Below are 13,249 nucleotides of genomic sequence, written 5' to 3'. Positions count from 1 at the left end.
CAATGCTGTCGGGCGGCCTTGAGGCCACCCGACCGCATTGCCGAGGCCCGGATGCCTGCCCCTTGCGGAGGCCAGGCGTCCGGGCCTCTTAAGCTTCGCCGCTCCGACGAACGTCGATCGCTGGCGCCGAACCCAGTCGACACATAGACTGCTGAGAGCCGCCTCCCGCTGGGAGGACCGGAAGTGAGGCCGGGACCCCCCGCCGTAGGACGGGAGCCCGGCCTTTGCGCTGCCGTCAGAGATCGATGGCGATCTCGTCCACGCCCTTTCCGAGGGCGTCGCGCAGTTCCATCCGTCGACCCCGACGTACGAGCGAGACGATCCCAGCCACGGCGTCCGGGACCCAGAGCATGGGGTCATCCTTCGGCTTGCCGAAGTCGACACGGATCGCCTTCGAGATGGCCCCGTTCGAACGAAGGGCGTCGACCATGACGACACCGCGCCGGTTCAGCGAGTCGTGTCGGCTCTCCAACCAGACCTGCACGACCCCCAACTGATCCAGCTCGAAGAGCAGTCTCTGCATGCAGAGCCGACGAGCACGCTCCTGCCTGCGAGGGTCGACGGGCGTCCCGACGACAATGACATGCGCGAGGTCCTGAGCCCCGATAGCGACGGCGATCTTCTCCTGCTGATCCGGCAGCTCATCGCGCCAGTGCAGGCGACCATGCCGACGGCGAACAAGACCACGCAGCGCTTCCCGGGTTGACCCGCACTCGTCGGGATTCGCGACGGCCGCAGCCAGGTAATAGACGCCGGGCTGTTCGCCACGTGCCGCTTGAATCGACTCGTCCACCCAGGCGTGAAGGGAGAACGACGCCGGGAGGTCATCAGCCACTCGGCGAGGATGGCACACATCGTCGATCATTTCGCGCCAAAGAGTACGTTGCATATACGCAACGCCTCTGCTGCCTGAAAACGACATCACGACGGCTCGATCCCCGTCTGCCCTGTATCAGGGAAGTCCGCAGGATGAGGAGAACCTCCTTGCCCAACGTCGCAGGTCCCGCTACGGTCCCGACGGCAGTCCGGAGCACTTCGGCCGTGGTCCGACGCCCGCGGTACCGCTCAAGAACCAGGGAGTCAACGATGTCTCGCTCACTCATCCGGATCGGCGCCGCACTCGCGGCAGGCCTGCTGGCGCTGACGGCGGCGGCCGGGCCGGCCACCTCAGCGCCGCAGCACGACCCGAAGGCGGAGGCGGCAGCCGCGTCCCATCGCGTCCTGGCGTTCTACCAGACCATCTACGAGACCGGTTCCGACGGCGTCCGCCGCTACGTCGACCCGAAACCGCTCCTCGGCTCGGTCACCGACGTCAACGTCGGTGCCATCCACCTGAACGCGGACGCCTCCCTCACCGTCAACGACATCCCGGCGAACCACCCGGAGCTCGGCGTGATGTGGGACGACCTGGCCACAATGCAGGACCAGGGCGTCACGGTCAGCGCCTTCCTCGGTGGCGCCGCGCCGGGCACCTACCGGTACCTGCGCGAGGACTTCGACCGCTTCTACCCGGTGCTGCGGGACTTCCTGCGCACGTACGGGCTGGACGGCGTGGACCTCGACATCGAGGAGACGTTCTCGCTCGCGGACACGATCCACCTGGTCGACACGCTGCGCGCCGACTTCGGCCCCGACTTCGTCATCACGCTCACGCCCGTCGCCACCGACATGGCGGGCCGATCGAGCTTCTCCGGCGGCTTCTCCTACGCCGAGCTCGAACGCCGCGCCGGTGACCGGATCGACTGGTACAACACCCAGTTCTACTGCGGCTGGGGCGACCTGCGGACCACCAGGGTGTACGACCAGATCCTCGCCAACGGGTTCACCCCCGACCGCGTGGTGGCCGGCACCGTCACCAACCCCGCCAACTGCAGCGGGTACGTCGACTGGCGCACCTTCGACGCCACGGTCGGCACGCTTGCCGCGCGGCACCCGAACTTCGGCGGCGTCTTCGGCTGGGAGTACTTCAACTCCGTCGGGTACGCGGGCGGCGGCCCGGCGAGCTGGTTCGCGCACGCGGCCGACGTGGTCACCCGCTGACGTGGTCGGCAGGACGTCAGGTAGTCGGTAGCCCGGAATGCCGACTACCTGACATTCTGCCGACCACCCGTGTCTGGACGGGCCGGGATCGACGACAGGAGGCGGCGGGTGTAGTCGTGCTCCGGGCGGTCGAAGAGCTGGTCGACCGGGCCTGCCTCCACCACCTGGCCGCGGTGCAGCACCGACACCGTGTCCGCGAGCTGGCGGACGAGCGCCAGGTCGTGCGAGACGAAGACGTAGGTGAGGCCCAGCTCGGCCTGCAGGCGCACCAGCACCTCCACGATGTCGGCCTGCACGCTCACGTCGAGGGCGGACGTCGGCTCGTCGAGCACCAGCACGTCGGGGCGCTGCACCAGCGCGCGGGCGATCGCCACGCGCTGCCGCTGGCCGCCGGACAGCGCAGCGGGGCGCCGCGACAGGAGGTCCTCGGCCAGGCCGACCGCCGCGAGCGCCTCCCGCACCAGGGCTGGGCGCTCCCCCGGCCGGCCGATCCGGAACCGGTCGAGCGGCTCGCGCACCAGCCGTCCGACGCGCCAGGTCGGGTCGAGCGACGTGAAGGGTTCTGGTAGACGAGCTGGTCAGTGCGCCTGTCGCACGCTGGCGAGCCACGTCCGGATCTTCCCTACGCGCAGGGCCAGCTGGCCGCTCCAGTCAGCCCCAGCGGTCGGCACATCCTGCAGGAGGAGTAACGGAGCGAGACCGGACACTGGAGAGTCTCCCGCTGCTTCCCTGACGAGGAAAGGGGCTGGCTCGCTTGAACACACCAAAACCGCGATGGGGATCGATCCGGCCAAAGCGATACCCACCTCGATCCAGATGCTTGACGTCGCTCCCGACCCGACTACCACAACCAGCAGGTCACTCTTCAGAATTCCCTCGATATTGCTGGCGACAAGCGTGCGTCCGCTGTTCTGCGGCGGGTCTCCAGGGACGGGAACAACCTCCCATCCTTCCGCGACGAATTCGGCGGTGAGAAGCCGACATACTTCGGCGATAGATGCCGGATCTGCCGCCGCGCTAATGGGACGGGCCAGGAAGACTCGCCCGCCCGTCACAGACGTCTGCCCGTAACGAGGAAGGACAGTTCAGGGTCGAGCGGAGTGCGCCTGGCTGCGCGAATCGCGCATGTCAGAACCAGACGGGTCATTCCCCGCAGAAACTCTCCTACGGGTACGAACTGGAGAGAAGGAAAGCCCCGTCCCCAGACCTGCCGAACAAGGGCTCGGTATGAGCGAACACCGCCCGATACCACCATCTTCGCGTCGAGCCCGGAGAAGCCCGCTGCGTGCAGGGCCTCCAGGATGCGTTGCTCGTACGGCATCACACGCCGCTCGGCGGCGAGCGCCGTCGGGAAGAAGGTGAGGAACGTGAACGAAGAGATCGTTGACTGCGTCGCCGTCCGCACGCCCAACACCCCGCCGGGCGCGACGACGTCGAACAGCCGTCGACACGTCGCATCAAGGTCCGAACTGTAGTGCAGCACCATCGAGCACCAGCAGCTGTCGACCGAACCGCCTGCAAGCGGAAGCTGGTCAAGGTCACCGCACACGCGGACGACGTCAGCGCCCTCCGCCATACTCAGCATCTCTACCGACGCGTCGACCGCGAGGATCCTGCCGGGCGACCATGCCTCGCGTAGGACGGGCCAGAACCTTCCGACGCCCGATCCCAAGTCGAGGCAAACTCCACCCGGTCGTGGCTGGTGTGCGGCCAGTTCCCGAACCCACGTCGCCCGAGTGACCTCGTCGATCTGACGGCTGCGCGCGTACCGCTGGGCGAAGGCCGGTCGGGAATAGTCGGTCTTCATCGACACTGCTCCGCCCACTCAAGCGCGTCAGTGGCGGGCTGCCCGATGTACCCGGCGAGGCGTCGGCGGACCTCATCCGGCGACTGCCCGCTCACAGTGATCCTCGACGTAGCGACGACGCAACCCTCCAGCACTGGTGCTCCGGCGTAAGGCACTTCGGCGGCGTAGTGGCGTACGGGGACGACGCCGCTTGCTTGGGCGTAGGTATGAGGCGCGAAGACCAGCACTGCGGCAGCCATCGCGGCGATTCGCAAAGTTCCGGACACGCGAGGATTCAGCTCGAGGACGTGCAGCGTCCCGTCCGCCGTCACCACGACCTCCAACTCGAAGAACCCCCAGGCGTCTACCAGGTCGCCAACTTGACGGGATAGCGACGCGAGACGAAGCCCGAGCGGATCGTGCCGCCCCGGTGGCGGAGTGAGCCGAAGCCGACGCCACGGTGGCAGAAGGTCCTGACGCGTGCGCCCCTTCCAAACGACTGGTAGGACTGTCGTCTCGTCGCGTGTCCTGTAGGCGACTACGGAATATTCCACCCCATCGATGAACTGTTCCCAGTACGTCTCGTCATCGGCGTGGCCGGTGCCGTCGTCCCACCGGATTCCCTGGCTCTGCGTCGAGTTTCGGTGTTTCCGCAGCGCCGCGTGCGTCGCCATCGGCTCGGCAAGCCCGGTTCCCCAGGCGGGTGTGACGATCCCGGCGCGCTCCAGCAATTCCTTGAACCAGCGCTTGTCGGTGCCGGCCCGGACGGCCGCAGGGGACTGGACCTCCGGCGCGAGGCCGTGGGTTTGGAGGATCGCGGCGACCTCGAGGTCGCGGACGAGCGTCTCGTGGTCGGAGTAGATCCGCACGCGTCGGCCGTCAGCGGCCCGCAAGATCCGCTCGGCCGCGGAGGAGGCGGTCTCCCGCCCGACGAAGACCACCTCCTCTGGCGTAGATGCGAACAGGGAGAACCACGTGATCAGGCTGGGCTGAGAGATGGCACTAACCCCATGACTCATCGGCGCGCCGTTCCGGCGTTGGCCAGAGCACGCTCGGCGCGGCGCGCCACTTCGCTCGAGTACGTCGTGTCAGCACCGTAGAAGTACTCCGACTCCAGGCTAATCATGCGATCGTGCTGGGATGCGCTCGATGGCAACCTGAGGTCGCTGCCCGCATCGGATGCGAGCTCCTGGAGGCGGCGGACAAGGGCGTGCGTCGCGGGCGCTCCGCCCCGGGTCGTGGCCAGGACTCGGTGCACGGGCCGGGTCGCTGGTGGGCGAGCCGGCACCTCTGCCACCGACAGCGCAGCCACCAATGCGTCGCGCGCGGAGGTCGGAACCCCCGGTCGCAGTTGGTAGACGATGTCGTAGCGAGTCCGGTTATCGCAGCGCTCGCTCGTCGGCGGACGGTCGAACCATTGCAGGAACGCGCTGTCGAGGACCTCGATGTTCGCGAGATGGCTCCCGGAGATCTGATCGATACGCTCCAGGTGGTCCAGCGCCAGCGTCGCGCTGAGGGGCGACATCCGCAGGTTCCCGCCCAAGGCAAACTCGCCGAGACGGCGCAGATCCTGCGAACGGATGCGGTTACGGGTACGCGGCTTGAAGTGGCCGACCAGCGTCGCAAGGTCGCCGAACGTCGAGTCCGCGGTGACGAGAAGACCGCCGTGCCCGCCGGAGATCATCTTCCGCGCCCCGACGCTGAAGACGGCGATATCTCCGAATGTGCCTATGGGAGCTCCCGCGAACGTAGTCGCGTGCGCGTGCGAGCAGTCCGTGACCAGGGGCAGACCGCGGTCGCGTGCTAGCGCAACCAGGGCGTCGAGCTCGACCGTGTCCCCGAACAGGTGGGTCGTCACGATCGCTCGCGTCCTGGCCGTGATTGCCTTCTCGAACTCGGTAGCCGAAACTCCCGGACCCGATCCCGAGTCAACGAGCACCGGAGTGGCGCCGAGCCACAGAAGTGGGGAGGCCGTCGCGAAGAACGTCCAGCTCGGCACGAGCACTTCGGCACCAGGCTCGAGCCCCAGAGCTGCAAACGCTGCGAAAAGCGCGCTGGTTCCAGAGTTGAAGCTCACGACGTGACGGCCGCCCTGGTACCTGCTGAACTCGCTCTCAAGCTCTGCTACGGGACCACTGCCCGCGTAGTCGAAGGTGGCCCCACGCTGGATCAGGTCGGAGACGCGCGCAACCGCCAGAGCACTGTACGACGGCCAGGGAGCCGGCTTACGATTCATCACTAGTAGCCCTTCATGATGTTGAACGCGTTGCGTGGGGACACCCCGACGACGCGCCGCCGCGCCTCGTCGATGAAGACGCCGAAGGCGCGCTGCTGCGCGTCGATGCTCGCCGCCGAGACATGCGGGGTCACGATGACGTTCGGCCTGCACCACAGGTCGCTCGACGCCGGTAACGGTTCGGGGTCGACCGCGTCCAAGACCGCACCACCCAGCTCACCCGAGTCCAAGGCATTTAGCAGTGCGCCCTGGTCAACAACCCGTCCACGGCCAACGTTGACGAGCCAGGCGCCGCGCTGCAACCGCGCGAGGACCGCGCCGTCCACGAGGCCGCGGGTGTCGTCCGTCAGTGGGAGCGTCACCACAAGGAAGTCGGCATCTGGAAGAACGCTTCGCCAGTCGTCCTCGGCGCCGAGCACAAGGTCCGCGCCGGAACGCTCCGGCGACGACGAGCGGACGACACCGACGGTGCGCATCGACAGCGCAGAGCAGAGGCGCGCGACCTGTGTACCGATGGAGCCCAGCCCCAGAATTGCGACGGTGCTGCCCGCCACCCGTCGTGACTGGACAGTAGGGCCCCACTGCGCGGCATCCGATTGCCTCACCAGGGCAGGCATTCCTTTGGAGACTGCCAGCACGGCGCCCAGCACCCACTCGCCCATAGCCTCGGAGTAAGCCCCGCGTGCGTTGGTCAGTGTGATGCCGCGCCGCGTCCACTCCGCGAGTGGAAGCCGGTCCACCCCGGCGGTGTCAGTATGTACCCATTCGACGCCGGGCAGGGAGTCGACGACCCCGAGGAGCCAGGCGGTGCGGTCGCTCTGCCGTCTCCAGACAGCACTGCATCCGCTGCCCGGCTCGGTCCACAACCGAACTCGAGGGTGAGGGTCAGGGCCGATCCTCGCCAGTGTCTCGGTCGAGACAAGCACGTCGAGTCTCGTGGCCGTCATGCCAGGTCCCGATATTCGAGGAGCACGGGCAACAGATACCCCCGGGGGGAGGCCGACACACCGACGACACTGACTTCATTCCATGTTGGCGAAACCGCGTGGGACGCCCGCTCACGGTTCTGCACGATCGCGTGTGCCAGCCGGTCGGAGAGCTGCCCCAGGTCGGCCGGGATCGAGCCGAGGATGATTGCCGCGTGGTCGAACGAATCGACGGCTTTGTCAGGTTGGCCGGTCGCCGCCTGCATCACCCCAAGAATGACAAGGCCTTCGGCCTGCTCGTATCGGAAGATAGGCGCCCTGCGTCCGGTGAGGCGGTGCAGGGCAGTCGCCTCGGCGGCCATCTGCATCGCGTCAGCGCGATTCCCGGCGGCGAGCACGGCTGGGGCCGCGTTGGCCAGGGTGCGAGCGATGTACGGCAGATACCTGTCCCGGTCCCGGAGGGCCTGTTGCTTGCGCAGCGAGAGCGCCAACCGGCCGTGCTCGGCTGCCTCGTGGTGAGCTCCGGACGCCAGCTCGATGCAGCAGAGGTTATTGAGCGCGGTCGCCAGACCGCGGGTCCGCTCAGGGTGGCCACCAAGGCCACCGCGCCAGGTGCTCAGCGCGTCGCGGGCCTGGGCGCGCGCGGCCTCGACGTCGCCGACCTCGAGGAGGCGAAACGCGAGATTTCCGCGCGACCACGCGATCGTCGCCGTATCTGCCCCGGCGTCGACGAGCATGTCGACAGCTGCACGCGCCGGATCCACGGCCTCGTCGATCCTTCCAGATTCCCATAGCCGGTTGGACAGGCTCGAAAGCGCACGGCCGAAGCGCTCCGACGGCGCCTGCGCCTCGTTCGCGCCATCTCGGAGCTTCTCGACGGCGAGCAGGATCGCTTCGCTGGCCCGGTCGACCCAACCAGCATCACTGAAGCGGTTGGACGCCTCGATCAGCAGGTCCGGAGAGCCTCCTTCACCCTGCGCGCCGAGGATCCTGGCCGCGAGTTCGGCCGCGATCTCGGCGAGGTTCACCGTCTCCTCGGGCAGTAACTGGAACAGTTCAAGCGCACCTCCGAGTGAGAGACCGTGGGCTGCGGTCGACAGTGGGCCGGTGATCGCCGCAGGCTCCTCAAGCTGCGTGGCGACGTCCACGGCCGCGCGCAGGACGCGCGACGAACCGCTGCGGACGACCTGTTCCAAGATCGCCGTCGCCTCCCTTGACTGAACGGAGGCGAGCAGCCACAGGCCACGCCGAACCTGAGGGACGTCGAGCTGTTCCCAAGTCGGGGCGCCGATTGGGAGGACTCCATCGTCGGCGAGCAACTGGGCGACAAGCTCCGCGGCAAGAGAGTCGGGACGCAGCCCCGAGACGGAGCGACCTTCGCCGGGGTAGAGCCGGCGGTAGACACGAGCCAACCTACGCAGCGTCACAGGGCCGAAATCCCGACGGCACTGGCCGAAGAGCCACACCGTGGCATCTTCGTCCGGAGCGCCGAAGAGACTCACCAACACAGAGAACCGGTCGAGGTCGGTGAGACCCACCTCATCGCCGACCCCCTCCGCGCGAACGGCCGTCTGCAGGTATCGACGCTCGTGGGACAGGATGCGGCTCGTGACGCTCCCCGCCCCGATGTCGTCCCCTACAAGTGTTCTCGCGAGCGCATCTTGGAGGAGGTCGAGCGGTGACTGAAACTCTCGGTACGGTGCGACCGTCGGCAGCTCGCGCAGCAGGCCGAGCTCTGCACTGAACGTCACACACGCCGCCCGATAGAGCTCATCCGTCGCGTCACGTCCGATCGCAATGGGCGAGAGTCGCTGCACAGTCGCACCGTCCAGCAAGGACGAGGCCGCGTCACTAGACGCAAGCAGGCTAGGCCACCACTCCGACGTCGAACGGGCCAGCATCAACAGGCGCACCGGTCCGAGCAGGCCATCGTCGAAGACCCCGTGGAGCAGTTCCTTCACCTGCCCATCACGCGTCTCGGCGTAGTCGACGACGAGCAGGGTCGGCCGCGCGCCGAGCCCTTGTATTACGAAACCTCCGCGCCCCGACTCCTCTAGCAACTGGACGTCCCATCCAGTGGACTGCAGCGACACGGCGAGCTCGTGGGCCAGCCTGCTTTTTCCCTGACCGCCTCCCCCGACGAGCAACCGGGCGTCGAAGTCGTCATCGCGTGTCGCCCACTGCTCGAGCCGTGCCATGTCCTCGTCCCGTCCGACGAGGGGCAGTTTGTCGAGTTGGGCCGTCAGGAGGTTGCTCGGTGTGAGCCGTACCCGCGCAGGCCTCCGTCGGCGTGGCGCCTCCAGGGACACCGGCGCGGGAGCAGCTGCCGCATCGCTGTGTCGCTCGCCGAGCGAGGCGATCACCTCCGCAACGATGTCGGCGCTCGTCAACAAGCTCCGCACCTGCACCGCACTGAGCCAATAGCTCCATTCCGTGGACGCCAACGCATCAAAGTCGAGCACAGACACTGCGAACGGAAGGAGCCGCCGACGCTCGTCGATCGATAAAGAGACTTCGCGCCGCACATGCGGAGAGGCGAGGGCGGAGGGCGACAGGAGTATGACAACGGCATCGCACGAGGCGATGGCCCGAACGATCTCGACGGCGAAGTTTGCGCCGGACGAGATATCTCGCGGTGCAAAGAAGGAGGTGACACCGGCTTCGTCGAGCTCCGCAACCACAGCCTCGGCAAGCGTGAGGTCGGCACCGGCAAAACTGACGAACACCGTGCGCCGACCTTGTCCTTCGTCACTTGCCAGGTCCCGTCGGAACGTCACGCTGCAACACTAGTGTCCGATGCCCATCGGACTCGGGTACTTCCGAGAGATCACCCGGGTGGTCCAGTATTGGCCTACACGCTGGCCGGTCATCCGCAACCGAGTCGGGACAGGCAGCGGAACAACGCTGGGCACCGCGGCCAAGCCGCAGTCAATGACAGCGTCCGCACGAACAAGGTCTTCGGGCAGGACACCAACGCATCCGACCGACAGCGTGAAGTCCTCGACGTCGGAACGACCTCGCACGCCTCTAGCTCCCGACGGCGGTACTCAGAGGAGCGGTGTCCAGTTGTCCAAGCAGTCGTCTCTGCTGGGGCGGCGGCGCCGGGGCTTCACGTTGACGCGCGCGGATGCCATATCGCCCGTCAAACATCGCCCCACAGGGTGACCGCGCGGATGTCCCGACCGCACAGGCAAGCTCTCAGCTAGGCCCGCACCGACATACCGGATGACTGCGACCTCACGATCCCGGGCCCGCGCATAGGCGACGGACTCACCCGTTCCGCTGTTGGGGCTACCGTCCTAGACTGCGAGTAGAAGCTCCGACCGGTCGACAAGGGTCGCCTGGACCCGTCCGCCCCGCCCAGATCCCAAGCAGCTCCGCGGCTGGATCGCCGAACGCGAGGGCGTCGACGCACGCCGGATCCTGATCACCAACGGCGGCATGCACGGCCTGTCGCTCACCGTCCAGGCGCTCGTCGAGCCGGGCGCCGTCGTCGCCGCCGACAACCCGGTGTACCCGCTGTTCCTCCGCACGCTGGAGCTGATCGGCGCCGAGACCCTGCCCGTGCCCGTCGAGGCGGACGGGCTCGACGTCGAGCACCTGGCCCGGCGCCTTGCCGACGGCGAGCGCGTCGCCGCCGTGTACACCGTGCCCGACTTCCACAACCCCTCGCAGGGCACCCTGTCTGCGGCCAAGCGCGCGGCCCTGGTCGAGCTGGCCGCGCGGTACGGCTTCGTCGTGATCGCCGACGACCCGTACCGCGAGCTGCGGTTCGCCGGCGAGGACCAGGGGCGGCGCGTCTTCTTCGACTCGGAGCACGTGGTGCACGTCAACACGTTCACCAAGACGCTCGGCCCGGGCCTGCGGCTGGGCTGGCTCGTGCTCCCCGAGCACCTGGTCGACGCGGTGCTGCGCCTGCGCAACCGCCAGGACTCGCACTCCTCGACGTTCGTCCAGACCCTCGTCCAGCACCTGCTCGTCAGCCGGCCCGGCTGGTTCGACGCCACGCTCGCCCGCGCCCGCGACCTGTACCGGCACCGCGCGGAGCTGCTCGTCAGGGAGCTGGAGACCCGGCTTCCCGGGCGGCTGACGATCACCGCGCCCGAGGGCGGGTTCTTCCTCTGGCCGCTGCTGGCCGACCCCGCGGTAGACGCCGCCGGGCTGCACGCCCGGGCCTCCGCCGCGGGCGTGGACTACCAGCAGGGCGAGTTCTTCGCGTCGGGACCTGGCACCGACTCCGGACGCCGGCTACGGCTCGCCTACGGCGACCGCACCGATGCCGAGCTGCGCACCGCCGTCGAACGGCTGGCGTCCGCCTTCGACTGAACCTCAGGGCCGACAGGCGCCCGTCAGGTCCGGATAGTGAGAAATCCGGGTCTGGTCCTGGTCATCGGCCCTCCGGCGACCTATACCTCCCCACGGCCACCCCGCCCGACGCGAGACCGCGCCGCTCAACACGATGCGAGGAGCACCACCATGACCGCACAGCCCGCAGAGGACACCGACCTGTCCGCCCTGGAGGAGCTCTTGGCCCAGCAGGACGAGCCCCAGCTGAGCCCCGACGAGTTCAAGACCGTGTTCCGCAACCACCCTGCCGGGGTCGCCGTCGTCGCGCTCCGGCACGAGGGCCGCCTGGTCGGGTTCACCGCCACGTCCGTCATCTCGGTGTCCGCGGCGCCCCCGCTGCTCGCCTTCTCGCTCGCCTCGGCGTCCTCGTCCTGGCCGGCGGTCTCGGCGGCGCGCACCCTCACGGTGAGCTTCCTGGCCGCCGACCAGGACTACATCTCGGGCCGGTTCGCCACGAGCGGCATCGACCGGTTCGCCGACGGCGGCTGGACGGCGCTGCCCACCGGTGAGCCCGTGATCGACGGCGCAGTGTCGTGGTTCCGGGCGCGCGTGGTGCAGCGCACGCCCGTGGGAGACAGCTACCTGGTGTCGCTGCGCGCCCTGGAGTCCAGCCTCACGCGCACCGGCGGGGAGCCGGTCGCCTCCCCGCTGGTCTACAAGAACCGCGCCTACCACCGGATCGGCGACGACACGGCTGTCTGAACTCTGTCCGATTCCGGTCCCACCCCTGCGGCCCCACCCCTGCGACCTCGGAGGACCCCATGCCCTCAGCACAGCCCCTCTCGCCCTTCTTCGTGGGCCTCGACGCCGACGGCACCGGCACCCACCCGGCGTCCGCCGCCGTCGCGGGGCTCGCCGGCGCCGACCTCGTCTCGGGCGACCGGCTCGCCCGTTCGGTCCGGCAGGCCGAGAACGCGGGCCTCACGTTCGTCTCCTTCGCCGACGCGCTCCTACCCGCGGTGCCCGGCTCACCGGCGTCGGCCCGTCTGGACGCCGTCACCCGCGCCGCGTTCGTCTCCCGCACGACGACGGCGATCGGCCTGGTGCCGCAGGTGCCGACCACCTACCCCGAGCCGTTCCACGTCGCGGCGCAGCTCGCCTCGCTCGACATCGCGACGGCGGGCCGCGCCGGCTGGGTCCCGTCGGTGACCCGCGATCCCGAGACGGCCGACGCCTACGGGCGCCCCGCCGTCTCGGACCCGGAGCGCGAGGCGCGCGACGTCGTCCAGGTGGTCAGGTACCTGTGGGACTCGTGGGAGGACGACGCAGTGGTGCGCGACGTGACCACCGGCCGGTACCTCGACCGCGGCCGGGTGCACTACGTGGACTTCGAGGGCAAGAGCTTCTCGGTCAAGGGGCCGCTCATCACGCCCCGTCCGCCGCAGGGGCAGCTCGTGGTCCTCGCGGCCGACGGCGACATCGCCCCGGCTGCCGAGCAGCTGGTCGACGTCGCGCTCGTCGGCGGGTCCGACGTCGCAGCGGTCCGGGCCGGTGCCGCGGCCGCCCGCGAGCGTTCCCCGCGTGCGGGCGTCGACATCGAGGTGGTGCTCGACGCCGGTGGGCGTTCCGGCGTCGACCGCCTCGCGGAGCTGGACGCCGGCTCGCCACCCGGGAGCCGGACGCCGTGGGGCACCGGCGCACTGCGCCACGTCGGCAGCGCGGCGAGCCTCGTCGCCCTGCTCATCAAGCTCGCGACCCCAGGCTCGGACGGGCGGCGCCCGGTCGACGGCGTGCGTCTGCTGCCCGCCGTGCTCGACGTCGACCTGCCGGTGCTCGCGCGCGACGTCCTGCCCGCCCTGCGTGCGGCGCGGCTGACCGCGGCGCCCCGGCCGGGCGCCACCCTGCGCGACGCCCTCGGGCTCCCGCGCCCCGCCAACCGCTACGACGTCCGCGTCAGCGCATAGGAGACCTTGC

11 protein-coding genes are annotated in these 13,249 nt (G+C 68.9%); 4 read left to right on the top strand and 7 right to left on the bottom strand.

The features are described from left to right. Positions 1-235: 235 nt before the first annotated feature. A complete protein-coding gene (locus tag AB0F70_RS08960; protein WP_357446380.1) occupies positions 236-835 on the bottom strand; it encodes a hypothetical protein in 600 nt (199 codons plus the stop codon). A gap of 251 nt (positions 836-1,086) precedes the next feature. On the opposite strand from AB0F70_RS08960, the gene AB0F70_RS08955 reads away from it, so the two are divergent. Next, positions 1,087-2,040: a glycosyl hydrolase family 18 protein gene (locus AB0F70_RS08955; RefSeq protein ID WP_357446377.1), complete on the top strand. Its 954-nt coding sequence runs from the start codon at positions 1,087-1,089 to the stop codon at positions 2,038-2,040. A gap of 44 nt (positions 2,041-2,084) precedes the next feature. Here AB0F70_RS08955 and AB0F70_RS08950 read toward each other — a convergent pair whose 3' ends face one another. The 6 genes from AB0F70_RS08950 to AB0F70_RS08925 form a co-directional block, all read right to left on the bottom strand. Continuing rightward, positions 2,085-2,558: an ABC transporter ATP-binding protein gene (locus AB0F70_RS08950; RefSeq protein ID WP_357446374.1), complete on the bottom strand. Its 474-nt coding sequence runs from the start codon at positions 2,556-2,558 to the stop codon at positions 2,085-2,087. 533 nt (positions 2,559-3,091) lie between these two features. Then, entirely contained in the window at positions 3,092-3,847 is a 756-nt protein-coding gene (locus AB0F70_RS08945) for a class I SAM-dependent methyltransferase (RefSeq protein ID WP_357446371.1), read from the bottom strand. Further along, a complete protein-coding gene (locus AB0F70_RS08940; protein WP_357446368.1) occupies positions 3,844-4,767 on the bottom strand; it encodes a hypothetical protein in 924 nt (307 codons plus the stop codon). The genes AB0F70_RS08945 and AB0F70_RS08940 overlap by 4 nt, the downstream gene beginning before the upstream one ends. A 74-nt stretch (positions 4,768-4,841) precedes the next feature. Further along, positions 4,842-6,062 carry a DegT/DnrJ/EryC1/StrS aminotransferase family protein gene (locus tag AB0F70_RS08935; RefSeq protein WP_357446365.1) on the bottom strand — a complete coding sequence of 407 codons (1,221 nt, stop codon included), beginning with the start codon at positions 6,060-6,062 and terminating at the stop codon, positions 4,842-4,844. A gap of 2 nt (positions 6,063-6,064) precedes the next feature. After that, positions 6,065-7,009 (bottom strand): D-2-hydroxyacid dehydrogenase, encoded by a 945-nt coding sequence (locus AB0F70_RS08930; protein WP_357446362.1) that lies wholly within the window; start codon positions 7,007-7,009, stop codon positions 6,065-6,067. Continuing rightward, positions 7,006-9,765 (bottom strand): toll/interleukin-1 receptor domain-containing protein, encoded by a 2,760-nt coding sequence (locus tag AB0F70_RS08925; protein ID WP_357446360.1) that lies wholly within the window; start codon positions 9,763-9,765, stop codon positions 7,006-7,008. Before AB0F70_RS08925 ends, AB0F70_RS08930 begins: the two co-directional genes overlap by 4 nt. 610 nt (positions 9,766-10,375) lie before the next feature. Between AB0F70_RS08925 and AB0F70_RS08920 the strand changes: the two genes are divergently transcribed. The 3 genes from AB0F70_RS08920 (at position 10,376) to AB0F70_RS08910 (ending at position 13,239) form a co-directional block, all read left to right on the top strand. Further along, positions 10,376-11,314: a PLP-dependent aminotransferase family protein gene (locus AB0F70_RS08920; protein WP_357446485.1), complete on the top strand. Its 939-nt coding sequence runs from the start codon at positions 10,376-10,378 to the stop codon at positions 11,312-11,314. Between the two features lie 150 nt (positions 11,315-11,464). Continuing rightward, complete coding sequence (locus AB0F70_RS08915) at positions 11,465-12,037, top strand: flavin reductase family protein (protein WP_357446357.1); 573 nt, start codon at positions 11,465-11,467, stop codon at positions 12,035-12,037. Between the two features lie 59 nt (positions 12,038-12,096). Then, entirely contained in the window at positions 12,097-13,239 is a 1,143-nt protein-coding gene (locus AB0F70_RS08910) for an LLM class flavin-dependent oxidoreductase (RefSeq protein WP_357446354.1), read from the top strand. Positions 13,240-13,249 lie beyond the last annotated feature (10 nt).

It is taken from the genome of Promicromonospora sp. NPDC023805 (assembly GCF_040639635.1).
Classification (GTDB): Bacteria; Actinomycetota; Actinomycetes; order Actinomycetales; family Cellulomonadaceae; genus Promicromonospora.
The sequence above is the reverse complement of the archived record's forward strand: the minus strand, read 5'-3'. Positions and strand labels throughout refer to the sequence as shown.